Source organism: Mesorhizobium sp. P2_E10 (assembly GCF_056404235.1).
Genome location: NZ_JBFUEK010000001.1, coordinates 677,993 through 700,696 on the forward strand (window position 1 = coordinate 677,993; position 22,704 = coordinate 700,696).

At 63.8% G+C, this 22,704-nt stretch carries 22 protein-coding genes; 9 read left to right on the plus strand and 13 right to left on the minus strand.

The window, feature by feature from the left end:
- Positions 1-212 precede the first annotated feature (212 nt).
- The 5 genes from AC1D0N_RS03325 to AC1D0N_RS03345 all read left to right on the plus strand — a co-directional run bounded on the left by AC1D0N_RS03325 (position 213) and on the right by AC1D0N_RS03345 (position 5,514).
- On the plus strand, positions 213-1,211 hold the full coding sequence (locus tag AC1D0N_RS03325) for an ABC transporter ATP-binding protein (protein WP_477241349.1): 999 nt from the start codon (positions 213-215) through the stop codon (positions 1,209-1,211).
- Positions 1,208-2,176 carry an ABC transporter permease gene (locus tag AC1D0N_RS03330; RefSeq protein ID WP_477241351.1) on the plus strand — a complete coding sequence of 323 codons (969 nt, stop codon included), beginning with the start codon at positions 1,208-1,210 and terminating at the stop codon, positions 2,174-2,176. The genes AC1D0N_RS03325 and AC1D0N_RS03330 overlap by 4 nt, the downstream gene beginning before the upstream one ends.
- Positions 2,166-2,981: an ABC transporter permease gene (locus AC1D0N_RS03335; RefSeq protein WP_477241353.1), complete on the plus strand. Its 816-nt coding sequence runs from the start codon at positions 2,166-2,168 to the stop codon at positions 2,979-2,981. The genes AC1D0N_RS03330 and AC1D0N_RS03335 overlap by 11 nt, the downstream gene beginning before the upstream one ends.
- Before the next feature lie 103 nt (positions 2,982-3,084).
- A complete protein-coding gene (locus AC1D0N_RS03340) occupies positions 3,085-4,512 on the plus strand; it encodes a gamma-aminobutyraldehyde dehydrogenase (protein WP_477241355.1) in 1,428 nt (475 codons plus the stop codon).
- Positions 4,513-4,803: 291 nt separating this feature from the next.
- Complete coding sequence (locus tag AC1D0N_RS03345) at positions 4,804-5,514, plus strand: hypothetical protein (RefSeq protein WP_477241357.1); 711 nt, start codon at positions 4,804-4,806, stop codon at positions 5,512-5,514.
- Between the two features lie 30 nt (positions 5,515-5,544).
- Here AC1D0N_RS03345 and AC1D0N_RS03350 read toward each other — a convergent pair whose 3' ends face one another.
- From AC1D0N_RS03350 to AC1D0N_RS03400, 11 genes are all read right to left on the minus strand, one after another.
- The gene (locus AC1D0N_RS03350) at positions 5,545-5,859 is read right to left on the minus strand and encodes a hypothetical protein (protein WP_477241359.1); all 315 of its coding nucleotides are present in this window, start codon (positions 5,857-5,859) and stop codon (positions 5,545-5,547) included.
- Between the two features lie 53 nt (positions 5,860-5,912).
- Positions 5,913-6,266 carry a nuclear transport factor 2 family protein gene (locus AC1D0N_RS03355; RefSeq protein ID WP_477241361.1) on the minus strand — a complete coding sequence of 118 codons (354 nt, stop codon included), beginning with the start codon at positions 6,264-6,266 and terminating at the stop codon, positions 5,913-5,915.
- An 85-nt stretch (positions 6,267-6,351) separates the two neighbouring features.
- Complete coding sequence (locus AC1D0N_RS03360; protein WP_477241363.1) at positions 6,352-6,831, minus strand: carboxymuconolactone decarboxylase family protein; 480 nt, start codon at positions 6,829-6,831, stop codon at positions 6,352-6,354.
- Between the two features lie 110 nt (positions 6,832-6,941).
- A complete protein-coding gene (locus tag AC1D0N_RS03365) occupies positions 6,942-8,495 on the minus strand; it encodes an alpha/beta fold hydrolase (protein ID WP_477241365.1) in 1,554 nt (517 codons plus the stop codon).
- Positions 8,496-8,619: 124 nt separating this feature from the next.
- Positions 8,620-8,940 (minus strand): formate dehydrogenase subunit delta, encoded by a 321-nt coding sequence (locus AC1D0N_RS03370; RefSeq protein ID WP_477241367.1) that lies wholly within the window; start codon positions 8,938-8,940, stop codon positions 8,620-8,622.
- Positions 8,930-9,760, minus strand: coding sequence for a formate dehydrogenase accessory sulfurtransferase FdhD (fdhD, locus tag AC1D0N_RS03375; protein WP_477241369.1), 831 nt, complete (start codon positions 9,758-9,760; stop codon positions 8,930-8,932). Before fdhD ends, AC1D0N_RS03370 begins: the two co-directional genes overlap by 11 nt.
- A gap of 3 nt (positions 9,761-9,763) precedes the next feature.
- Positions 9,764-12,673 (minus strand): formate dehydrogenase subunit alpha, encoded by a 2,910-nt coding sequence (gene fdhF, locus AC1D0N_RS03380; RefSeq protein ID WP_477241371.1) that lies wholly within the window; start codon positions 12,671-12,673, stop codon positions 9,764-9,766.
- Between the two features lie 10 nt (positions 12,674-12,683).
- Complete coding sequence (locus AC1D0N_RS03385; protein ID WP_477241373.1) at positions 12,684-14,240, minus strand: formate dehydrogenase beta subunit; 1,557 nt, start codon at positions 14,238-14,240, stop codon at positions 12,684-12,686.
- Positions 14,237-14,716 carry a formate dehydrogenase subunit gamma gene (locus AC1D0N_RS03390; protein ID WP_477241376.1) on the minus strand — a complete coding sequence of 160 codons (480 nt, stop codon included), beginning with the start codon at positions 14,714-14,716 and terminating at the stop codon, positions 14,237-14,239. Before AC1D0N_RS03390 ends, AC1D0N_RS03385 begins: the two co-directional genes overlap by 4 nt.
- A gap of 134 nt (positions 14,717-14,850) precedes the next feature.
- A complete protein-coding gene (locus AC1D0N_RS03395) occupies positions 14,851-15,750 on the minus strand; it encodes a LysR family transcriptional regulator (protein ID WP_477241378.1) in 900 nt (299 codons plus the stop codon).
- 94 nt (positions 15,751-15,844) lie between these two features.
- On the minus strand, positions 15,845-16,222 hold the full coding sequence (locus tag AC1D0N_RS03400; protein ID WP_477241380.1) for a VOC family protein: 378 nt from the start codon (positions 16,220-16,222) through the stop codon (positions 15,845-15,847).
- A gap of 249 nt (positions 16,223-16,471) precedes the next feature.
- Between AC1D0N_RS03400 and AC1D0N_RS03405 the strand changes: the two genes are divergently transcribed.
- Positions 16,472-17,647 carry an Mrp/NBP35 family ATP-binding protein gene (locus AC1D0N_RS03405; protein WP_477241382.1) on the plus strand — a complete coding sequence of 392 codons (1,176 nt, stop codon included), beginning with the start codon at positions 16,472-16,474 and terminating at the stop codon, positions 17,645-17,647.
- Positions 17,648-17,667: 20 nt separating this feature from the next.
- On the opposite strand, the gene AC1D0N_RS03410 is transcribed toward AC1D0N_RS03405, so the two are convergent.
- Positions 17,668-18,117: an SRPBCC family protein gene (locus AC1D0N_RS03410; protein WP_477241384.1), complete on the minus strand. Its 450-nt coding sequence runs from the start codon at positions 18,115-18,117 to the stop codon at positions 17,668-17,670.
- A 149-nt stretch (positions 18,118-18,266) separates the two neighbouring features.
- Here AC1D0N_RS03410 and AC1D0N_RS03415 point away from each other — a divergent pair, with 149 nt between their 5' ends.
- The 3 genes from AC1D0N_RS03415 (at position 18,267) to AC1D0N_RS03425 (ending at position 21,069) form a co-directional block, all read left to right on the plus strand.
- A complete protein-coding gene (locus AC1D0N_RS03415; RefSeq protein ID WP_477241386.1) occupies positions 18,267-20,072 on the plus strand; it encodes an IlvD/Edd family dehydratase in 1,806 nt (601 codons plus the stop codon).
- 71 nt (positions 20,073-20,143) lie between these two features.
- Positions 20,144-20,605 carry a hypothetical protein gene (locus tag AC1D0N_RS03420; protein WP_477241388.1) on the plus strand — a complete coding sequence of 154 codons (462 nt, stop codon included), beginning with the start codon at positions 20,144-20,146 and terminating at the stop codon, positions 20,603-20,605.
- A gap of 65 nt (positions 20,606-20,670) precedes the next feature.
- Positions 20,671-21,069, plus strand: coding sequence for a hypothetical protein (locus AC1D0N_RS03425; RefSeq protein WP_477241390.1), 399 nt, complete (start codon positions 20,671-20,673; stop codon positions 21,067-21,069).
- A gap of 18 nt (positions 21,070-21,087) precedes the next feature.
- Here AC1D0N_RS03425 and AC1D0N_RS03430 read toward each other — a convergent pair whose 3' ends face one another.
- On the minus strand, positions 21,088-22,677 hold the full coding sequence (locus tag AC1D0N_RS03430) for a trimethylamine methyltransferase family protein (RefSeq protein WP_477241392.1): 1,590 nt from the start codon (positions 22,675-22,677) through the stop codon (positions 21,088-21,090).
- Between the last annotated feature and the right edge of the window lie 27 nt (positions 22,678-22,704).

The window sequence follows — 22,704 nt, forward strand, 5'->3', positions numbered from 1 at the left end:
TTGCCCTCCCCTGATGGGGAGGGTCGACGCGTACCGTTGGGGTGGAGTCCGCGAGGTGGGGGCTGCTCGGCAGGTCATGCCGGATCACCCCACCCGCGGCTTCGCCGCAACCTCCCCCATTTGAGGGAGGTGAAATGTTGCGCCAATCCGTCATCCCGGTCGGGAGGCGTGAGCGATTCGACAAAGCTAAACCGGCAACAGATTGACAGCCCATGACACCAGCCGTTTCCTTCAAACAGGTCTCCCGCCATTTCGGCAGCGTGCGCGCCGTCGATGCGGTCGACCTCGATATCGTGCCGGGTGAGTTCTTCGCCATGCTCGGACCCTCGGGCTCCGGCAAGACGACCTGCTTGCGCCTGATCGCCGGTTTCGAGCAGCCGACATCGGGCTCGATCTCAATCTTCGGCGAACGCGCTGAGGGCGTCCCGCCCTATCGCCGCAACGTCAACACCGTGTTCCAGGACTATGCGCTGTTCCCGCATCTGAACGTCCTCGACAACGTCGCCTACGGGCTGATGGTCAAGGGCGTCGGCAAGCCGGAACGACAGAAGGCGGCGGAAGAGGCACTGTCGCTGGTGCGGCTTCCCGGCTATGGCGCCCGCCGCCCCGGCCAGCTTTCCGGCGGCCAGCGCCAGCGCGTCGCGCTCGCCCGCGCGCTGGTCAACCAGCCCAAGGTGCTGTTGCTCGACGAGCCGCTCGGTGCGCTCGACCTCAAATTGCGCGAGAACATGCAGGAAGAGCTGAAATCGCTGCAGAAGGCGCTCGGCATCACCTTCATCTTCGTCACCCATGACCAGGGCGAGGCGCTGTCGATGGCCGACCGCGTCGCTGTCTTCAACGACGGCAAGATCATGCAGATCGGCACGCCGGAGGACATCTATCAGCGCCCGAAAACCCGCTTCGTCGCCGATTTCGTCGGCTCCTCCAATGTCTTGCCGCCGGATTTCGTGCAGCGCTATGCCGGTCAGCATCGCTGGGGCAGCCTGCGTCCTGAATCCATTCGCGTCGGCCGTGCCGCGAAAGGCGACGGTGTTGCCGCTCGCCTCGTCTCCACCAACTATCTCGGCGCCACGACCAAACTGGCGCTCGCTGCCGACGGGCTGAAGCTGCATGCCATAGTGCCGGCAGGCACCGCCTTGCCGGCAGAAGGCGAGGCGGTGGTGCTCACCTTCAACCGCGAGCATTTGCACATCATGGACGAGCCGGCATGAGCCTCGACGCCGCCATGCCGCGCGCCGATGCTCCCGCGATCCTGCCGGGAAGCGGTGGCCTGCGCGGCGCATTGTCGGACCTGTTCTGGCGCAAGCCAAAGGTCCTGCTGTTACTCATGCTGCTGCCGCCGGTGCTGTGGCTCGGCATCGTCTATATCGGCTCGCTGTTTGCGCTGCTGGCACAGAGTTTTTTCTCGATCGACGAGTTCTCCGGCCTCATCAATCGCGAGTTCACGCTGAAAACCTATGGCGACCTGTTCCAGGCCGCCAATCTCGACATCATCCTGCGCACCGTGACGATGGCGGCTCTGGTCACGGTTGCTTCGGCCATGGTCGCTTTCCCCATCGCCTACTACGCGGCGCGTTATGCGCGCGGCCGCTGGAAGGCGCTGCTCTATCTCGGCATCATGCTGCCGTTGTGGTCGAGCTACCTGGTCAAGATCTATGCCTGGAAGCTGATCCTCGCCAAGGAAGGCATCCTGACCTGGCTGCTCGCCAAGTTGCATCTTTTGTGGCTGCTCGATGGCTGGCTGTCGCTGCCGGTCGTCGGCGGCAATTCGCTCTCGGTCTCCGCCACCGGCACCTTCATCGTCTTTGTCTATGTCTGGCTGCCGTTCATGATCCTGCCGGTGCAGGCAGCACTCGAGCGTGTGCCCGGCAATCTGGTCGAAGCCTCCTCCGATCTCGGCGCCTCGCCCGGGCAGACCTTTCGCAACGTGCTGTTCCCGCTGGCGTTGCCGGGCATCGTCGCCGGCTCGATCTTCACCTTCTCGCTGACGCTCGGCGACTACATCATCCCACAGATCATCGGGACGTCGCGGCTGTTCATCGGCCAGGCCGTCTATTCGCAGCAAGGCACCGCCGGCAACATCCCGCTCGCCGCCGCCTTCACTGTGGTGCCCATCGTCATCATGGGCTTCTACCTCTGGGGCGCCAAGCGCATGGGGGCCTTCGATGCGCTCTGATGGCTCGCAGTCGGCACCCCTCGGCCTGAAGATATCAGCCGCTTGCGGCCTGCTGTTCCTGCATCTGCCGATCCTGCTGATCTTCGTCTACGCCTTCACCACCGAGGAAAAGAGTTTTGTCTGGCCGCCGCCGGGCCTGACCACGCAGTGGTTCGCCGTCACCTGGAACCGGCCCGATGTCTGGCAGGCGCTGTCGCTGTCGGTCCGGGTCGCGGCGATCTCGACGGCCATTGCGCTGATCCTCGGCACGCTCTGCTCGGCCGCGGTTTCCAGGACAAAATTCTTCGGCCGCGAAACCATCTCGCTGCTGGTCATCCTGCCGATCGCGCTGCCCGGCATCATCACCGGCATCGCGTTGCGCTCGGCGTTTTCGCTGGCCGACATCCCATTCTCGTTCTGGACGATCGTGCTCGGCCACGCCACCTTCTGCGTCGTCGTCGTCTACAACAACGCCGTCGCCCGTTTTCGCCGCACCTCCGGCTCGATGATCGAGGCCTCGATGGATCTCGGCGCCGACGGATTTCAGACGTTTCGCCATGTCGTGCTGCCCAACATCGCCACCGCTCTGCTCGCCGGCGGCATGCTGGCCTTTGCCTTGTCCTTCGACGAGGTCATCGTCACCACTTTCACCGCCGGCCAACAGCAGACGCTGCCTATCTGGATGCTGGAGGAGTTGATCCGTCCGCGCCAGCGCCCGGTCACCAATGTCGTGGCCATGGTCGTCGTGCTGGTGACGCTGCTGCCCATCCTGCTTGCCTATTACCTGACCCGCGACGGCGACCAGATCGCCGGCAGTGGAAAATGAAACAGCGAATAGGGAGTAGCCAATAGCGAATAGGGAAAGATCGGCGGTCAAACCCTATTCGCTATTCGCTATTCGCTACTCGCTCCTGATTAAGGAGAACGACATGGACACCCACATGCTGATCGGCTCGACCTTCGAGAAGGGCACCGAGACCGAGGAGCCGATCCTCAACCCAAAGACCGGGGCGACCATTCTCAACCTGCCTGAAGCCAACCAGGCGCAGATCGAGGCGGCGGTCACTGCCGCCGAACGAGCGTTCGTCTTGTGGTCGCGCACCACGCCGGCACAGCGCTCCGGCTATCTCCTGAAAATCGCCGATCGCATCGAGGCCGACGCGAAGGAGTTCGCGGCACTCGAGGCGCTCAACTGCGGCAAGCCGATCAATGCCGTGCTCAATGACGAGATTCCGGCGATCGTCGACTGCTATCGCTTCTTTGCCGGCGCAGTGCGCTCCATGCCGGGCGTGGTCGCCGGCGAGTATATTCCGGGTCACACCTCGATGGTCCGCCGCGATGCCATCGGCATCGTCGCCTCCATCGCGCCGTGGAACTATCCGCTGATGATGATGGCGTGGAAGCTGGCGCCGGCGATTGCCGGCGGCAACACCGTCGTCTTCAAGCCGTCGGAGCAGACGCCGCTGACGGCGCTGAAGCTGGCGAAGATCCTGGCCGAAATCCTGCCGGAAGGCGTCGTCAATGTCGTGCTTGGCCGCGGCGACAGCGTCGGCAACACGCTGATCAACCACCCCAAGGTCAACATGATCTCGATCACCGGTGATGTCGCCACCGGCAAAAAGGTGCTGCAGGCCGCCGCCAAGTCGGTCAAGCGTACGCATCTGGAACTCGGCGGCAAGGCGCCAGTCATCGTCTTCGACGACGCCGACCTCGGCGCCGTGGTCAACGGCCTGCGCGCCTTCGGCTACTACAATGCCGGCCAGGACTGCACCGCCGCCTGCCGCATCTATGCCGGCAAGAAGATCTACGACAAGCTGGTCGCCGACCTCTCTTCGGCCGTCTCGACCATCAAGTACAACCGCCCCGACGACACCGAGAACGAGATCGGACCGTTGATCTCGCGTCGCCAGCGCGACCGCGTCTCGAGCTTCGTCGAGCGTGCTTCGGAGCTCAAGCACATCGAGATCACCACCGGCGGCAAGCCGGGCGAGGGCTCCGGCTTCTACTACCAGCCGACTGTCGTTGCTGGCGCGCTGCAGGAAGACGAGATCGTTCGCCGCGAGGTGTTCGGGCCGGTCGTCTCGGTCACCCGTTTCACCGAAGTCGACGAGGCGGTCAACTGGGCCAATGACAGCGACTACGGCCTGGCATCGTCGGTGTGGACCAAGGATGTCTCGCGCGCTATGGCGACCGCCGCACGTCTTCAGTACGGCTGCACCTGGATCAACACCCACTTCATGCTGACCAACGAGATGCCGCATGGCGGGCTAAAACAGTCCGGCTACGGCAAGGACATGTCGCTCTATGCGCTGGAGGATTACACCGCCGTGCGCCACGTGATGGTTGCGCATGGGTGAGGAGCGGTCCGCGCAGCGGACGAAAAGCCCTCAAATGGGCTTTTCGAGCGACGAACGCCCGGAGCCATAGCGAAGCGCGGGGAGGCGTTGGAGATTGTCTCTTCGAAGGGCCGGGCGGCGATCGAAGCAAAGACATGGCGCGGAGGCTATCGTTAAAGTATTCGTCTTGCGGTTATCGATCCGCTAAGCGAATTCAACTTTCGCGGCCCCGCAGCAGATCACAATTTACTGAATATTCAACCTGGGCGAGCAGCCTTCGTGTCGGCAAACCGGCGGCGAGGGGGTTCGCGCATGAATACGGCCAAGATCAAGTTGACACTAATCGGCGGCTTCTGCGTGCTGATCGCCGTCTTCGGCGGCAATGACGTCATCAAGAAAAGCGGCTGGCCGCAGGCGCCGGCCGAAATCCTGGCGGTCAACGTCGAATGCAACATGGAATCGACCGCGCACAGGATCGTCTACAAGACCGTGAGCACCGCGACGATCCCATGCGAGTTGGTTGATGCGTTCAAGACAGTCCACGCGGACAAAGAGTGGAAGGTGAGCCAGAAATTCACCGGCACCTTGCGCGTCGGCACCGGCGCCGATGCCGTCGAAGCGACGATGGATCTGAACAAGAACGGCGACCGTGAACCGCAGGTAGGCGACACGCTCACCGTCGTCCAGAACCCTGCCAAACCGACCCAGATCGAGCCCACCGGCATGACCGGCACGCGTCTCACGATAGTCATCGGCGCCGGGCTGCTCGGCGCGCTGTTGCTGTTCATCGCTTTCCGTGGCAGCAGGCCAGCGCGAGTCAGCGCAACGACCGCGAACTTTGCCGACGATGCAGCCGGCGACGCCGAACGCGCCCGCAAGGCCGATGCCATGATAGCAGCGGCCTTGGCCAGACAGGGCGCCATGCCCGGCCAGGGCGCTCCGGCGGGGCGCATGGCGGCCGCCGAACAGGCCAGGCAAGAGCGCTACGCGGGGCCGCGGACAAGCTTCGGCCGTCGAAGCTGACGGCCGAAAGTTGCGGCACCTGTGGAGCTGCTACTCGACGATGCGATAGATGTTCCACAGGCTGGTGCCCGAGACCACATAAGGCTCGATCTCCTTGCCCCATTTGGCGTGCGCGTCGATCTTGCCGATCTTGGCGAAGAACGCCTCCAGCTGGGCCAGGCTTTCGACCTCGTGATGCGACTCGACCGTCGCTTCCCGCGCGCCGATCGATCCGGTCATGATCTGGAACTTCAGGTCGGCGATGCCGACCTGCGAGCCGATCTCGCGTTCCCATTTCTTCAACAGCTCAAGCACGGTCTGCTTGTGCCCGAACTTGGCGTCGATCTGCCATCTGGCGCTGAACATCTTCTTCTCCTCCGGGTTTGCGGCGCAATCCGCCGTTGATCTACGCGGTTGACCTACTCGTCCCAGGCCTGCACGACGGTCTGCCGTGCGATCAGCCCGTTCTTCAATTCCAGCATCGCCGCGCAGAACACCTTGGTGCCGTCCGGATAGGAGCAGGCCTGGGTGAAGGCGAGGTTGTTGCCATCGGCGATGGTGGTGTCGACCTTGTGGGTCATCGCCCGGCTGCAGATGTCATCCCAGAACGTGCTGATCGCCGCCCGCCCGCGGATTTCACGCGGCTTGCTCGGCGGGTTGTTGCGGTCGAACACGCGCACCAGCGCGTCATCGGTATAGAAGCTTGACAGCAGCTTTCCATCACGGCCTTCCTTGATCGCCGCGCCGTCCACGACTTGAGTCTTCGTCAGCATTTTATCCTCCATGTGCCCGTCTTCCCGATCGGGCGGTTGATCATCAGAAGCGCTGCCCGGCGCTCATCGACGGGCAGAGGTTTCTTCACTGCGACTTGGCCTTGACGGCCGCGAACACATCGTCGGTCTGCTTCTTGAAGGTAGCGAGGTCGACCTGGCTGCCATTGAGCATCGTCGACCAGTGGCGAACGATCGCCGCCATTGCCACGGCTTCCTTGATCTCCTCGTCGCTGGCGCCGTTGAGCTTGGCTGCCTGCGTGTGGAAATAGATGCAGTACTGGCACGGGATCTGCGAGGCGACGGCGAGGCCCATCAGTTCCTTGGTCTTCCCGTCGAGCGCCGTGTTCGGATTGAGCTGCACGCCCTTGATCTCAGCCCAGGCGCCGGCGACCGCGACGTCCGGCAAGGTGTTGAACATATCCGGCACCGAGCCGAGCGTGGCCTGAATGTCCTTGTAGGCGGCCGTCGCCGAAGCGTCCTCCGCCTTGGCAGGTGCCATGGCAAAGAGCGCGCCGACGCTCGCCGCCATTGCCAGCGATATGAGTGTCCGGTTCGACTTCAACATTTCCTCCTCCGTTCGCAGCGCCTTTCCTGGCGACATCCGCCTGGCCTGCATGGGAAGAATTGATAGCGCTTACGCTACCTTGGCCGCTTCGCCCGAAAGCGCCATGGCTCCTATGGCCCGTCCGGGCCAGTGTGCCTGGCTGAAAACGCCGCCGCGGCTGCTCGCGACGGCAGATCCAGTTTGAGCAGTATGTTGGCGACGTGACGCTTGACCGTGTGTTCGCTGAGCCTGAGCTCGGCGGCGATCGCTGCATTGCTCTTGCCGTCGGCGATCAGGCTCACCACCTCGCTTTCCCGCGCCGTCAGCGCGGCCGGTTCGGCCGGTTTGGGCTTGGGGCGGCAAGCCGGTTCCAGATGCTGTTCGGACGTCGCTCGGACCAGCGCCAACGGTTCGTCCTGTTCGTCCAGCGTGATGCGCCCGGCGTCTGCGAAATGCAGGCCCGAGCCGGCTGCGAGATCGGCAACCAGCCGCGACGCGAGGATGTCGCCGCGTCCGGCATGGGCGGCAAGCTGCATCGTCACGCGGGCTGTCAGCCCGACCGGCGGCCCGCGCAATTCGACCTCGCCGACATGCACGCCTTGCCCGCTGGCGATGCCGATTTCCTGTGCCGCGTCGCGCAGTGCGGCCGCGCAGCGAATGGCGCGGGCCGGGCCGTCGAAGCGCGAAATCATCATTTCGCCCTGCGTGCCTGCCGAGCGGCCGCCATGGCGCCCAACCAGCAGCCGCCAGCTTTCCTGGAAGCGCTGGCTGCGTTCGCTCCACATGCGGTCGCCGATCCGCGCCGTATCGTAGATGCGTGTCGCCACAAGTGTGGCAAGCACGCGTTCCACCTCCGCCACGGCGCGCGCGCCGGTCAGGAACTCCTCGATCAGGTCGGCCACCCGGTCGACATCGCCGGTCCAGATCGGATGGTCGCGTCCGGGCACCTCGACCAGCTGCGCATTCGCGATTTTCTTGGCCAGGAAGCGGCTGGCATCGGGGTCGACCCGCGCATCGTTGCGGCGATGGATCAGCAAGGTCGGCGCGCTGATCGCCGAAAGTATCCCGCGCACGTCGATCCCGGCATTCATGCGCGCCAGCGCGGCTGCCGCGGTCGGGCTTGCAGACAGCCGCTCGAACCGCCCCCACCACAAGGCGAAACGCGGATCGTCGACCCGGCCAGGAGCGAAATGCGGCAGCGTGGCGCCGGTGCCCCATGCGGTCTCGGCTGTCTCGATGAAAGCGTCGAGGCGCTCCGGCGACATCACCCATTTGTGGAAATGCGCATAGCCGCCGTAAAGCGCCAGCGCCCGCGTCCGCTGCGGATAGGTGGCGGCGAACAGCATCGCCATCGGCGCGCCTTCCGAAGCGCCAAGCAGCGCCGCCCGGCCGCTGCCGGCGGCATCCATCACCGCGCGCACATCGTCCATGCGGGTTTCGAGACTGGGCAAATGATGGGTATCGACGCGGTCGGAAAGGCCGGTGCCGCGCTTGTCGAACAGGATCAGCCGTGAGAAGGCCGATAGCCGCCTCAACAGCCTGGTATAGCCTTCGTCTTCCCAGTGCAGATCCAGATTGGAAATGAAACCCGGCACGAACACCAGATCGAACGAGCCTTGGCCGATCACCTGATAGGCGATCCGCACATCGCCGCTCAGGGCGTATCGGGTCTCGATCGGCCTCACGAGTGCATTCCACCCGGCCAGACGTTCTGATCGCCGACCATAGCAGAGGCGCGCCGCTTGCGGCAGCCAAACTTCAGGGGACTGAAATATACGACCTTTGGCGACCGGGAGGGCGGTTGTCGGTCTATTTCTGCGGGGCGACGCTCTCGGCCTGCGCGGGCTCGCGCCCAGTGTAACCGATACTCGTATCGGCCTGTTCTGGCGTCTTGGGCCGCTTGATCTTGGCGGAAGCAGCCACGACCAGTTCGTTGAAGCCCTCACCACCACTGTTCAGCATCTCGAACAGTTGCCGCCGCATTCTCGGCTCCCAGAACTTGTTGATGTGCTCGGCGATGCCGGCGATGCCTTCCTCGCGCGGCTTGGAGTGGAAGAAGGCTGCGATCTGGTTGGCCATGATCACCAGCTTCTCGCTGGTGCTCATGATGTGCTCTTCGTCATGCGACATGCTGTGTAACTCCGGAGACCACCCGGTCGGGGTGGGTGAAAATATCGAAATCGTCGCCGCGCACCAGCGCCACCAGCGTCATGCCGGCGCCTTCGGCCGTACGAATGGCGAGGGCTGTAGGCGCCGAGACAGCGATGATGAAGGCAGAGCCGATCGCCGCCGTCTTCTGCACCATCTCGACTGAAACGCGTGACGTGACGACGACGGCACCCGATGCGCCGTCTATGCCGACCTTGGCCAGCGCGCCGGCCAGTTTGTCCAGCGCATTGTGACGCCCGACATCCTCGCGCGCCATGACGATGCCCTTGCCGGGAATGTAAAAGCCGGCGGCGTGCACCGCGCCGGTCTCGGCGTGCAGCGGCTGCACCTTCGACAAGAGCTTGACCGAGCGAACGATGTCGTCGGCCTCAAGCGTAAGTCTCGACGCACCGACCGCATCGACCGAGCGCATCGCCTCCTCGATCGATTCAATGCCGCACAGGCCGCAGCCGACCGGTCCGGCCAGCCTCCTGCGCCGCGCCTCGAAGCGCGTGTTGGCCTGATCCTTGAGCCGAATCTGGATGTCGATGCCGGCGCCATGATCCTCGACCTCGATGGCCTCGATTTCTTCCGGCGCTGCGATAATGCCTTCGGTCAGCGAGAAGCCGAGCGCAAAATCCTCGAAATCCGCGGGGCTCGCCATCATCACCGCATGTGTGGTGCCGGCAAAGGAGAACGCCACCGGCGTCTCCTCCGGCACCATGCGGTTGGCCGCCGCGGTGCCGCCGGCGCGGCGTGCGAGGCGCGAGATTTGCGTCGTGGCTTTGCGGCGCGCGGCCAAGACCTATTCCGCCGCTTCCAGCTTTGCGATGCGGCGGCTCTGCTTGGCCTGCTCGTCATAGTCGCGCTGCCATTCCGACGGGCCGTTGGACGCGCCGACCTGCACCGCCGTCACCTTGTATTCCGGGCAGTTGGTCGCCCAGTCGGAGAAGTCGGTGGTGATGACGTTGGCCTGCGTGTCCGGATGGTGGAACGTCGTGTAGACCACGCCGGGTGACACCCGGTCGGTGATCAGCGCACGCAGCGTCGTCTCGCCCGAGCGGCTGGTCAGCCGGACCCAATCGCCATCGCGCAGGCCGCGGTTCTCGGCATCGTGCGGATGGATTTCCAGCCGGTCCTCCGAGTGCCACATGACGTTGTCGGTGCGCCTGGTCTGCGCGCCGACATTGTATTGCGACAGGATCCGGCCGGTGGTCAGCAGCAGCGGGAAGCGCGGCCCGGTCCGCTCGTCCGTAGCAACATATTCTGTGCGGATGAACTTACCCTTGCCGCGCACGAAACCATCGACATGCATGATCGGAGTGCCGAGCGGCGCCTTCTCATTGCAGGGCCATTGCACAGATCCGACACGGTCGAGCAGCTCGAAGGAGACGCCGGCGAAGCTCGGCGTCGTCTTGGCGACCTCGTCCATGATCTCCGAGGGATGCTGATAATTCCAGTCCAGCCCTACCGCGCGCGCAAGCTCCTGCGTCGCCTCCCAGTCGGCGTAGCGCGCCTTGGGCTCCAGAACCTTGCGCACCATGTTGATGCGGCGCTCGGCGTTGGTGAAAGTGCCGTCCTTCTCCAGGAAGGTCGAGCCCGGCAGGAACACATGTGCGTAGTTCGCCGTCTCGTTGAGGAAGAGGTCGTGCACGACGACGCATTCCATCGCTGCGAGGCCGGCGGCAACATGCTTGGTATCAGGATCTGACTGAAGAATGTCCTCGCCCTGGATGTAGATGCCCTTGAACGTGCCGTCGACGGCGGCGTCCAACATGTTGGGAATGCGCAGGCCGGGCTCGTCGTCCAGCTTCACGCCCCACAGGCTCTCATAGATGTCGCGCACGGCTTCGCCGGAGATGTGACGATAGCCGGGCAATTCGTGCGGGAAGGAGCCCATGTCGCACGAGCCTTGCACGTTGTTCTGGCCGCGCAGCGGGTTCACGCCAACGCCGGGACGGCCGATATTGCCGGTGGCCATGGCGAGGTTGGCGATCGCCATCACCGTGGTCGACCCCTGGCTGTGTTCCGTCACGCCCAGGCCATAATAGATCGCGCCGTTGCCGCCGGTGGCGTACATCCGCGCAGCACCCCTGATCAACTCGGGATCGACGCCGGACAGCTTGCCGACGATTTCGGGGCTGTTTTCCGGCAAGGCGACAAACGAAGCCCAATCCTGGAACTCCACCCAGTCGCAGCGCTCGCGGATGAAGGCTTCGTTGAAAAGACCTTCGGTGACGATGACATGCGCCAGCGACGTCAGCACTGCCACATTGGTGCCGGGCTTCAGCGGCAGGTGATAATCCGCCTCGATATGGGCTGACTTGACCATTTCGGTGCGACGCGGATCGAGCACGATCAGCTTGGCGCCCTGGCGCAGCCGCTTCTTCAGTCGCGAGGCGAACACCGGATGGGCGGAAGCGGGATTGGCGCCGATGATGACGGCGACGTCGGTGTAATCGACGGAGTCGAAATCCTGCGTGCCGGCCGAGGTGCCATAGGTCTGGCCGAGACCGTAGCCGGTCGGCGAATGGCAGACGCGCGCGCAGGTATCGACGTTGTTGTTGCGGAAGCCTTGCCGCACCAGCTTCTGGACGAGATAGGTCTCCTCGTTCGTGCAGCGCGAGGACGTGATGCCGCCGATTGCGGTGCGTCCGTACTGATACTGGATACGACGGAATTCCTTGGCTGTGTGAACGATCGCCTCTTCCCAGCTCACTTCGCGCCAGGGATCGCTGATCTTTTCCCGGATCATCGGCGACAGGATGCGGTCCTTGTGGGTGGCGTAGCCATAGGCGAAACGGCCCTTCACGCAGGAATGGCCGTGGTTCGCCTTGCCGTCCTTGTACGGCATCATGCGGATGACTTCGTCGTCCTTCACCTCGGCCTTGAACGAGCAGCCGACGCCGCAATAGGCGCAGGTGGTGACGGCCGAGCGCTCCGGCATGCCCTTCTCGAGCACCGTTTTCTCGCGCAGCGCATCGGTCGGACAGGCCTGCACGCAGGCGCCGCAGGACACGCATTCGGAGGCGATGAAGTCCTCGTGCATGCCGGCGACCATGCGCGATTCGAAACCGCGACCCTCGATGGTCAGCGCGAAGGTGCCCTGCACCTCCTCGCAGGCCCGTACGCAGCGCGAGCAAACGATGCATTGCGCCGGATCATAGGTGAAATAGGGGTTGGACTCATCGCGGGCGATGTAGTCGACCGCCAGCGAACCATGGCCGGGCGCGACGCCGTTTTCCTTGACGTGGTTGCGGCCCTCGACGCCGAAGCGGTTCTCGGTCAGGCCGACCGACTTTGCCACCGCGTCGAACTCGCTGGCGCCGGTGCCGGCTTTCTCGTTCCAGCCGGTCGGATGGTCGGATATGTAGAGTTCCATGACACCGCGGCGAATAGCGTCGAGCCGATCGGACTGCGTGCGCACCACCATGCCTTCGCCAACCGGCGTCGTGCAGGACGCCGGCGTGCCGCCGCGTCCCTCGATCTCGACCAGGCAGACACGACACGAACCGAACGAATCCAGCATGTCGGTGGCGCAGAGCTTGGGGATCTCGACCCCGCCTTCCATCGCGGCGCGCATGATCGACGTGCCCTCCGGCACGCTGATGCTGCGGCCGTCGACGGTCAGCGTGATCCGCTTCTCCGCATTCGATTGCGGGGTTCCGTAGTCGATCTCTTCGACGAGCGGCGGGAAGTCGGCCTTGATGTTCATCTGCCAGCTCCTATTCAGCAGCCACGCGCGCCGGCGCGGGCTTGAAATCTTCGGGGAAGTGGGTGATCGAGCTCATCACCGGGTAAGGCGTGAAGCCGCCCAGCGCGCACAGCGACCCGAACTTCATCGTGTTGCAGAGGTCGGTGACCAGCGCGAGGTTCTTCTCCGGCTCGATGCCGGCCGCGAGCCTGTCAATGGTCTCGACACCGCGCGTCGAGCCGATGCGGCAGGGCGTGCACTTGCCGCAACTTTCGATGGCGCAGAACTCCATGGCGAAGCGCGCCTGCTTCAGCATGTCGGCGGTGTCGTCGAAGACGGTGATGCCGGCATGGCCGATCAGACCATCCTTGGCGGCGAAGGCTTCATAGTCGAACGGCGTATCGAACAGGCTGCGCGGGAAGTAGGCGCCGAGCGGTCCGCCGACCTGGACCGCCTTCACCGGCCGGCCGGTCGCGGTGCCGCCGCCGATATCATCGACGATCTCGCCTAGCGTCATGCCGAAGGCCGCCTCGAACAGGCCACCTTGCTTGACGTTGCCAGCAATCTGGATCGGGATTGTGCCGCGCGAGCGGCCCATGCCGTAATCCTTGTAGAAGGCGGCACCCCTGTCCATGATGATCGGCACGGAGGCTAGGCTGATGACGTTGTTGATCACCGTCGGCTTGCCGAACAGGCCTTGGATCGCCGGCAGCGGCGGCTTGGCGCGAACGACACCGCGCTTGCCCTCCAGGCTGTTCAACAGCGAGGTTTCCTCGCCGCAGACATAAGCACCGGCGCCGACGCGGATTTCCATATCGAAGGCATTGGGCGAGCCGAGCACATTGACGCCGAGCACGCCGGCCTTGCGGGCGACCTCGACAGCCTTGTTCATCGTCGCCACCGCATGCGGATATTCCGAGCGGATATAGACAAAACCCTTGGTCGCGCCGGTGGCGATACCGGCGATCGCCATGCCTTCGATGAGCACGAAGGGGTCGCCTTCCATGATCATGCGGTCGGCGAAGGTGGCGCTGTCGCCCTCGTCGGCGTTACAGACGATGTATTTGCGGTCACCAGCGGTGTCGAGCACCGTCTTCCACTTGATGCCGGTCGGGAAGCCGGCGCCGCCGCGGCCGCGCAGACCCGAGTCCGTCACCTGCTTGACGATGTCGGCGGGCGCCATGGCCACTGCATTCTGCAGGCCCTTCAGCCCGCCGAGCGATTTGTAGGCGTCCAGCGACACCGGGTCGTTGATGCCGCAGCGCGCAAAAGTCAGGCGCGTCTGCTTGGCCAGGAACGGGATCTTGTCTGGCGCGCCCAGCCAGCGCTTGTGATGGCCACCCTTGAGGAAGCCGCAGTCGAACAGGCTTTTGACGTCGGAAGGCTTCACAGGCCCATAGGCGACGCGGCCCTCGGCGGTAGCCACCTCGACCATCGGCTCGAGGAAATAAGCGCCGCGCGAACCATTGCGTACGATCTTGGCCTCGATGCCGCGTTCGGCCAGTTCCACCTGAATCGCCTTGGCGACTTTCTCGGCGCCGAGTGCCAGAGCACCGGAGTCTGCGGGGATATAGATGCGCGGGATCATGAGCGTACCTCGGCGACGATCTCTTCGATCTTCTCGTCATCGAGCCGGCCGATAACCTCACCGTCCAGCATCGCCGACGGCGAACAGGCACAAAGCCCGAGGCAATAGACCGGCTCCAGCGTCACCGATCCGTCGCGCGTGGTTTCGTGGAAACCGATGCCCAGCAATTGCTTGATCTTGGCGGCGACGGCATCCGAACCCATCGACTGGCAGGCTTCTGCCTGGCAGAGCTTGAGCACATGCCGTCCGGCCGGCTTGGCGCGGAAATCATGATAGAAGGTGACGACGCCGTGCACTTCGGCCCGCGACAGGTTCAGCCCATCGGCGATGATCGGCAGCGCGTCGTGCGGCACATGGCCGAACTCTTCCTGGATGCCGTGGAGGATCGGCAACAGTGGACCTTCGAGGTCCTTTAACTCCTGGATGATCGCCGCCGTGCGCGACGCGATCTCGGTACTTGCAGGCTGCATCGTCATGCAGCGCCCTCCCTGGTGGTAGCTTTTTATCGCTAAGTCTTTACAAAATCAGAGGAAACCCGCGGAATCAATAAAGCTGTTCCGTTGTTCGATAGAGATCTTCTATCGATGGTATCCAGCCAGCATTGTTTAGCTCAACGTCGGGTGTGGAAATCGTCCGCCAGCGCCATCGCCTCGTCCAGCAGCGCCGAGACCAGCGGCGTGTGCGGCTCGCGCGGCGTCGCCACCAGCCCGACTGTGTGGCTGGCGTCGGGCTCGACGATCGGAATGGCCCGGATCGGCTCGGAAAAGCCGAATGTTTCCGCAAGGTTGAGCGGCATGATCGATGACCATTTTCCGGTGCGGATATGCGAAAACAGCACGATCATCGAATTGGATTCCAGCGTCGGCCGCACCTGCACGCCGGCCTCGGCCAGATGCTGGTCGATGATGCGGCGGTTCTGCATGTCCGGCGTCAGCAGGCAGAGCGGCAGCTGGCTGAGCTCGGCCCATGTCACTTTGTCGCGGTCGGAATAGGGGTTCCCAACCGCGGTGATCAGCTGGTAGCGCTCATCATAGAGCGGCACGCTGGTCACCCGCCCGAGCGGTTCATTGTCGAGATAGGTGATGCCGGCGTCGATGTCGAAATTGCCGAGCAGCGACAGCACCTCGATCGAGGTCCGCGACAGCACCGAGAAGGTGACGCCGGGATGCTTTGCCCGAAACGGTGTCGTCAGCCGCGCCACCATGGCCAGTGCGGTTGGAATGGCGGCGATGCGGATGCGGCCGGAAAGGCCGTGGCGCGCCGCCCGCATCTCTTCTCTCATAGTGCGTGTGTCGCCGACGATGCGGCGCGCCCAGACCAGCACCTGCTTTCCCTCGGGCGTCAGCCCCTGGAAGCGCGAGCCGCGCAGCACCAGCATCACCCCGAGCTGGCCCTCCAACTGCTTGATCCCGGCCGAAAGCGTCGGCTGGGTGACGCCGCACAGCTCTGCCGCTCGCCCAAAATGCTCTTCCCTGGCCAGCGCGATGAAGAATTCCAGCTTGTCGATCATGGGCGAAAGCTAACCGGCGCGAGGCGGCTACGCCAGCCGGTGCTGGCGCCCCTTACCCAAAATCGCCTTGTGCACACGAGATCGCGGCCGAAACCTACCTGTCTACAAGGTTCAGGATGTTGCCGTCTGGATCCTTGAACCAGGCGACCTTCATCCCGTAGCCGACATGGATATCGCCCTCCAGCGTCAGGCCGGGCATGTCGTAGTGCTCGAAGGTAACGCCCTTCGCCTTTAGTGCCTTGACGACATTGCCGATCTCATCGCCAACCATCCAGGTCACCGCCGTCGCCTTGTTGGTTCCGGCAAATCGGGAATGATACACGTTGATGGCGGTGTCGCCGCTTTTGTACACGATCAGTTCGCCGCCCTCATCATGCACCTGTTTCAGGCCAAGGGTCCCCTCATAGAAGGCCTTGGCCCTTGCCAGGTCTTTCACCGCCAGATTGGCCGTCGCGTTGCTGTTTGCGAGCATGGTCGTCTCCTTCCGAGACTGTCGGTCTTGCTGGTCATTGAAATAGGTCGCTCCGATCGTTTGACGACTGTCGGCTGGCCCAATTGCTGGCCGCACCGGCGTTCGATCATCTGGAAGACGTTTGGCGGGGATGAAGTCCGACAAGACCCGTCGTTTTTACGGGCGCGCCAGGGCAGCCATTGCTCCACGGCTTGGTTCTGTCGGGGAACTGCATTATCTCAGGCGCAAGCTGCGTAAGGAAAAACTGCCATGTCAGTCACCAAGGAAATCGTCACCGAGCGCCTGAAGACGGTCAATGGCCCGGATTTCACCGGCAATATCGTCGACCTCGGCATGGTTTCCGAGATTTTCATTGCCGATTCCAAGGTCTTCTTCTCGATCACCGTGCCCGCTGCGCGCGCCCAGGAGATGGAGCCGCTGCGCGCCGCCGCTGAGCGGGTGGTGAAAGCGATCCCCGGTGTTGCCGGGGCCGTGGTCGCGCTGACGGCGGAAAAGAAGGGCGGCGGCATGGAGGCCTCGGTCCCGGCGCGCCCCGCCCCCAGGCCTGCGCCGCCGGCAGCACCGGCCGCCCCGCGGCCTGCTCCCCACGCTCCTGCTTCGCACAGCCAAGGCAAGCGCGGCGTGCCCGGTATCGAGGCGATCATCGCGGTGGCTTCCGGCAAGGGTGGCGTCGGCAAGTCGACCACCGCCGTCAACATCGCGCTTGGCCTCGCCGCCAACGGCCTGCGGGTCGGCGTGCTCGACGCCGACATCTACGGCCCGTCAATGCCGCGACTGTTGAACATCCATGGTCGGCCGCAGACCGTCGACGGCAAGATCCTGAAACCGATGGAGAATTACGGGCTCAAGGTCATGTCGATGGGCTTCCTCGTCGATGAGGAGACGCCGATGATCTGGCGCGGCCCGATGGTGATGTCGGCGCTGACGCAGATGCTGCGCGAGGTCGAATGGGGCCGGCTCGACGTGCTGGTCGTCGACATGCCGCCCGGCACCGGCGATGCCCAGCTGACCATGGCCCAGCAGGTCCCGCTGGCCGGCGCCGTCATCGTCTCGACGCCGCAGGATCTGGCCCTGATCGATGCCCGTAAGGGTCTGAACATGTTCAAAAAAGTCGACGTTCCGCTGTTGGGGATCGTCGAGAACATGAGCTATTTCATCGCCCCCGATACCGGCAAACGCTATGACATCTTCGGCCATGGCGGAGCCCGCCGGGAGGCCGAGCGTCTCGGCGTCGCCTTCCTCGGCGAAGTGCCGCTCGAAATGGGCATTCGCGAAAGCTCGGACGCCGGCACGCCGGTGGTCGTCTCGAAACCCGATGGTCCCGAGGCGAAAATCTACCGCGATATTGCCGGAAAGGTCTGGGAGCGGATCAACGAGGAACGCGGCGCGGCGGCAGCTGCCGTGCCGAGCATCGTCTTTGAGTGATCCCCTCAAGGGGGAGGGGTTTAGCCGCCGACCTTCTCGCCAAAGCTCGAAAAGAACTGGCCGGCCAGTTTCTTCGAGGTCGACTCGATCAGCCGGCTGCCGAGCTGGGCGATCTTGCCGCCGACATCGGCCTTGGCCGCGTATTTGAGGATCGTCGCATCCGGCCCGTCTGATGTCAGCGTGACGTCGGCGCCGCCCTTGGCGAAGCCGGCGATGCCGCCCTTGCCTTCGCCCTGGATCGTGTAGGAGTTCGGCGGGTTGAGGTTTTTCAGCGTCACCTCGCCGTTGAACGTCGCCTTGATTGGCCCGATCTTCAGCACAACGGTCGCCGTCATCTCGGTCGGTGATTTCATGTCGAGGCTCTTGCAGCCGGGAATCGTCGCCTTCAGCACCTCGGGGTCGTTCAGTGCTTCCCATACTTTTTGCAGGGGTGCGGCGATCCGTTCCTCGCCTTCGATCACCAAAGCCATCAAAATCTCCCCGAAAAGACAGGTCCGAAGCCCTAGCGCAGGGGCGCTGATATGTCTATCGCACCAAAGTGCGGGTTCGGACCGCGGGTGCCCCTTGCCTGCATCCGCGCGTTGTCATATCGATTTGTCCTACAAATATGGAGACCATGATGGCCGGCGCCCCCACCAGAAAGAAGAAATTTCGCTCGCAGGAGTGGTTTGACAACCCAGACAATCCGGGGATGACGGCGCTTTATCTGGAGCGCTACCTGAATTACGGGCTGACGCGCGCCGAACTGATGTCGGGCAAGCCGCTGATCGGCATTGCCCAGACCGGCTCGGACCTGTCGCCCTGCAACCGCCACCACATCGAACTGGCCAAGCGCGTGCGCGAGGGCATCGTCTCGATGGGCGGCATTCCTTTCGAGTTTCCTTGCCATCCGATCCAGGAAACCGGCAAGCGGCCGACCGCGGCCCTCGATCGCAACCTTGCCTATCTCGGCCTGGTCGAGATTCTCTATGGCTATCCACTCGATGGCGTCGTGCTCACCATCGGTTGCGACAAGACCACGCCCGCGCTTTTGATGGCCGCGGCCACCGTCAACATTCCGGCGATTGCGCTGTCGGTCGGCCCGATGCTGAACGGCTGGCACAAGGGCAAGCGCACCGGCTCCGGCACCATCGTCTGGGAATCGCGCCAGCGCCTGTCGGCCGGCGAGATCGGCTATGACGAGTTCATGGACATCGTCGCGTCCTCGGCGCCGTCCACTGGCTATTGCAACACCATGGGCACCGCCACCACCATGAATTCGCTGGCCGAGGCGCTCGGCATGCAATTGCCGGGCTCGGCCGCCATCCCCGCGCCCTACCGCGAGCGCGGTCAGATTTCCTACGAGACCGGAAAACGCATCGTCGAGATGGTGCATGAGGATCTGAAGCCGTCCGACATCATGACCAGAGAGGCGTTCGAGAACGCCGTCGTCGTCAATTCGGCCATTGGCGGCTCCACCAACGCGCCGATCCATCTCAATGCCATCGCCCGCCATCTCGGCGTCAAGCTTGACAATGACGACTGGCAGGCAATCGGCCTCAACGTGCCGCTGCTAGTCAACCTGCAGCCGACCGGCGAGTATCTCGGCGAGGACTATCACCATGCCGGCGGCGTGCCGGCCGTGGTGGCTGAGCTGATCAAGGGCGGGCTGTTGCCGCATCCCGGCGCGCGCACCGTCAACGGCAAGTCGATCGGTGAGAATTGCGAGGGCGTCGCCAACGAAAATACCGACGTCATCCGCTCCGTCGCCAAGCCGCTGAAGACCAATGCCGGTTTCATCAACCTTAGAGGTAATCTGTTCGATTCGGCGATCATGAAGACCAGCGGTATCTCGCCCGAATTCCGCGAGCGCTATCTGTCCAACCCTGCGGATCCCGAGGCCTTCGAGGGCAACGCCATGGTCTTCGACGGGCCGGAGGACTATCACGCCCGCATCGACGATCCGGCGCAAGGCATCGACGAACACACCATCCTGTTCATGCGCGGCGCCGGCCCAATCGGCTATCCCGGTGGCGCCGAGGTCGTCAACATGCAGCCGCCGGCCTATCTCATCAAGAAGGGCATCCATGCGCTGGCTTGCATCGGCGATGGCCGCCAGTCGGGCACATCGGGCTCGCCGTCGATCCTCAACGCCTCGCCGGAAGCTGCCATCGGCGGCGGCTTGGCACTGCTGAAGACCGGCGACCGTGTGCGCATAGACTTACGCAAAGGAACCGCCGACATCCTCGTCACCGACGACGAGATTACCCGGCGCCGCGCCGAACTGCAGAACAATGGCGGCTACCACTACCCCAAGCACCAGACGCCATGGCAGGAGATCCAGCGCGGCATGGTCGACCAGTTCTCGGCCGGCATGGTGCTGAAGCCAGCGGTGAAATACCAGGATGTCGCGCACACCAGCGGCGTGCCGAGGGACAACCACTGACCGACGGGTTCGGCCGCGCAAGCCGCCGGGCAAGGCTGTTGTGGGCGGCAATCGCCCTGGCAGCCTCGCTCGTGTCGTCGGTCGCAACTGCAACCGACTTTCCCGTGACGGCGGGCGGCTGGACGGTCGCCGTTGCGGAACGCTGGTGCAACGCGACCAACCGTGATCCGGTTGAATTCGCTGCAACGCCTTACAACGGCCTGCAGTTTGGCCGCACGCGCGACTCGAACCGCATCGTCATGCGCGTCTTCGTGTGGCCGGGCGCCTTCAAGGAAGAGGACGTGCCGGTCACGGTGACTCTGCAGCTCAAGGGCGCCGACCAGCCGCTGGAAATGACGGCCATGACCACCGTCGACTATATCGCCGACATCGACAACGCGCTGACGGCGGAAGAGCAGAAGGCGATCGCCGATGCCGGGTCGATGACGGTGCGCGTGACCGGCGTCGAACAGCCGCTCACCTTTCGCACCGAAGGTCTCGCTGGAGCGCTGCGGCTGCTTGAGGAATGTGCCAGGACGATCAAGCAGGGGTGAGTCCTATTCGGTTTCTTTCCGAACGCGCGGTTCCCATATTGATTGGGAAACGGACAGGACCATCGATGACGACACGACGCTCTTCGCTCGGATTTCTCGGAATGTTCGGCCGCTCGGGCGACCTCAGGGAGCTCGACGCGGCATTGCGTGGCGCCGATCTTCATCCCGCTTTGGTGCCGGAGGGCGTAAAGCTCACCATCGTCAACCTGATGAAGGATCACTGGCCCGAAGAGCCGCCAGCAGACGCCTATCGATCCGTGGCGCAACTGTTCAGCTACTGTATCGCCGGGCCGGAAACATTCGAGCAGGCCAATGGCTCTGAAAGCAGGCTGGACGCGGAACGCCGGATCGAGGCGGCACTCGAGGCCGGCGACAGTTTCGATGCGCAAATCGTGCTGATGACGCTGCATGCCAAGCTGATCAGCGCCGAAATCGTCGAGCGCTACCGGCTGAGCGCCGACTGACTACCCGGCAGGGCTGGTTCACCCGCCCATATTGCCGCGCGGCAGCTTGATCATCTCGCCGAAGCGGGCGCGCAATCTGTCGTCGATCGCCTTTGGCACATGGCGCGGAAAGCGCTCGGCGAGGATGCGCTTCTTCTCGATGATCGCCCGCTGCAAGATGTCGGGCCTGCCCTTTTCGTTCCATTCCTTCGGCGAAAAACGGTCACCAACGGCCGGGTAGAAATATTCGGTCTGCATCAGCCGCAGCGTCTGCTCGTTGCCGAGATAGTGGCCGGGTCCCTTGAGACAGACATCGGCGATGGTGTCGATCGACAGCGCTTCGTCGGTCACCTCGATGCCGCGCACGCAGCGCAGGCAATGGCCCAGCATGTCATTGTCAATGATCAGGCTTTCCAGGCAGAAGCCGAGCAGCGAGGCGTGCATGCCGGCCGATTCATAGACGAGGTTGAGCCCGGCAAGGCCGGCCATCACATCGGTGATGCCCTTTTCGTAGCCGGACTGGATGTCGGGCAATTTCGAATCCGTCATGCCGGCGGCCGAACCACCCGGGAGATCGTAGAATTGCGCCATCTGCGCGCAGGCCGCGGTCAGCACCGCCTGCTCGGCCGACCCGCCGGACATGGCGCCGGTCCTGAGATCGGAAACGAACGGCCACGTGCCGAAGATCGCCGGATGTCCGGGCTTGATGGCGTTGACATAGATGAGGCCGACGAGCACTTCGGCCACCGCTTGCACAACCGCACCGGCAATCGCCGCCGGCGCTGTCGCGCCAGCCTGGCCGGCCGAGAGCAGGAGAATCGGAATGCCGCCTTCCACACAGGCTTCGAGCACGCCGCAGGCGTCCTCGGCGAATTTCATCGGCGGCACGACGAAGCAGTTCGAGTTCGACACGAACGGCCGGGCGCGGAAATTCTCTTCACCGCCGGCGATCGCATAGAGCATTTCGAGCGCCGGCTGGACGTTTTCGCGCACCGTAAACGAGGTGCCGACATGCTTGGACGTGCCCATCACGCAGGCGTAGAGCGTGTTGAAATCCATATCGAGCGGATCGGGAATGTCGCGCGGCACCATCGGCCGCTGGAAGAAATGGATGTTGTCCAGCCCCTCGACGATGCGGGCGGCGTCATAGATGTCCTGCAGCAGCGACTCGCGGTATTCGCGCTTTTCGACATCGACAAGATGCACGGCAGCGCCGGCGGTGCCGTAATGCACGCGCTTGCCCTTGATCAGCATGTCGTGCCGGGGATCCTGGCCGTGCAGGGTGAAATGCCGTGCCGCCTTCTTGATCGTGTCGAGGACCAGGCCGCGCGGAAAGCGCAAACGGCCATCGTCGCCAAGCGTAGCGCCGGCCTTGGTCAGGGCCTCGATGCAGGAAGGAATGGCATTGGCGAAGCCGACCGTCTCCAGAAGGGTCAGCACCGCTTCGTGGATGCGCTCCTGGTCGTTCTCGGTCAGCGGTCCGTAGCTGCCGCCTTCAAGGCCGGCACGCACCGGCCTGATATCGTCGGCCAGCGGCGCAGCCCGCATGGCGCGGCGCGCTTCGCGGCCGCCGGAGCGTCGCGAACGTTGGTCCGTCGATGCTTCCTGCTTCTCAAGAGCCACTGACATGGAGGCACTCCACCTTTAGCTGCGAAG

Excerpts from the sequence above, each read along its gene's own strand:
- AC1D0N_RS03330 (WP_477241351.1), top strand. The coding sequence starts at position 1,208 with ATGAGCCTCGACGCCGCCATGCCGCGCGCCGATGCTCCCGCGATCCTG.
- AC1D0N_RS03430 (WP_477241392.1), bottom strand. The coding sequence starts at position 22,677 with ATGTCAGTGGCTCTTGAGAAGCAGGAAGCATCGACGGACCAACGTTCG.
- AC1D0N_RS03360 (WP_477241363.1), bottom strand. The coding sequence starts at position 6,831 with ATGTTGAAGTCGAACCGGACACTCATATCGCTGGCAATGGCGGCGAGC.
- AC1D0N_RS03385 (WP_477241373.1), bottom strand. The coding sequence starts at position 14,240 with ATGATCCCGCGCATCTATATCCCCGCAGACTCCGGTGCTCTGGCACTC.
- AC1D0N_RS03415 (WP_477241386.1), top strand. The coding sequence starts at position 18,267 with ATGGCCGGCGCCCCCACCAGAAAGAAGAAATTTCGCTCGCAGGAGTGG.
- AC1D0N_RS03395 (WP_477241378.1), bottom strand. The coding sequence starts at position 15,750 with ATGATCGACAAGCTGGAATTCTTCATCGCGCTGGCCAGGGAAGAGCAT.
- AC1D0N_RS03350 (WP_477241359.1), bottom strand. The coding sequence starts at position 5,859 with ATGTTCAGCGCCAGATGGCAGATCGACGCCAAGTTCGGGCACAAGCAG.
- AC1D0N_RS03390 (WP_477241376.1), bottom strand. The coding sequence starts at position 14,716 with ATGACGATGCAGCCTGCAAGTACCGAGATCGCGTCGCGCACGGCGGCG.
- AC1D0N_RS03355 (WP_477241361.1), bottom strand. The coding sequence starts at position 6,266 with ATGCTGACGAAGACTCAAGTCGTGGACGGCGCGGCGATCAAGGAAGGC.
- AC1D0N_RS03400 (WP_477241380.1), bottom strand. The coding sequence starts at position 16,222 with ATGCTCGCAAACAGCAACGCGACGGCCAATCTGGCGGTGAAAGACCTG.
- AC1D0N_RS03405 (WP_477241382.1), top strand. The coding sequence starts at position 16,472 with ATGTCAGTCACCAAGGAAATCGTCACCGAGCGCCTGAAGACGGTCAAT.
- AC1D0N_RS03345 (WP_477241357.1), top strand. The coding sequence starts at position 4,804 with ATGAATACGGCCAAGATCAAGTTGACACTAATCGGCGGCTTCTGCGTG.
- AC1D0N_RS03370 (WP_477241367.1), bottom strand. The coding sequence starts at position 8,940 with ATGTCGCATGACGAAGAGCACATCATGAGCACCAGCGAGAAGCTGGTG.
- AC1D0N_RS03410 (WP_477241384.1), bottom strand. The coding sequence starts at position 18,117 with ATGGCTTTGGTGATCGAAGGCGAGGAACGGATCGCCGCACCCCTGCAA.
- AC1D0N_RS03340 (WP_477241355.1), top strand. The coding sequence starts at position 3,085 with ATGGACACCCACATGCTGATCGGCTCGACCTTCGAGAAGGGCACCGAG.
- AC1D0N_RS03335 (WP_477241353.1), top strand. The coding sequence starts at position 2,166 with ATGCGCTCTGATGGCTCGCAGTCGGCACCCCTCGGCCTGAAGATATCA.
- fdhF (WP_477241371.1), bottom strand. The coding sequence starts at position 12,673 with ATGAACATCAAGGCCGACTTCCCGCCGCTCGTCGAAGAGATCGACTAC.
- AC1D0N_RS03425 (WP_477241390.1), top strand. The coding sequence starts at position 20,671 with ATGACGACACGACGCTCTTCGCTCGGATTTCTCGGAATGTTCGGCCGC.
- AC1D0N_RS03325 (WP_477241349.1), top strand. The coding sequence starts at position 213 with ATGACACCAGCCGTTTCCTTCAAACAGGTCTCCCGCCATTTCGGCAGC.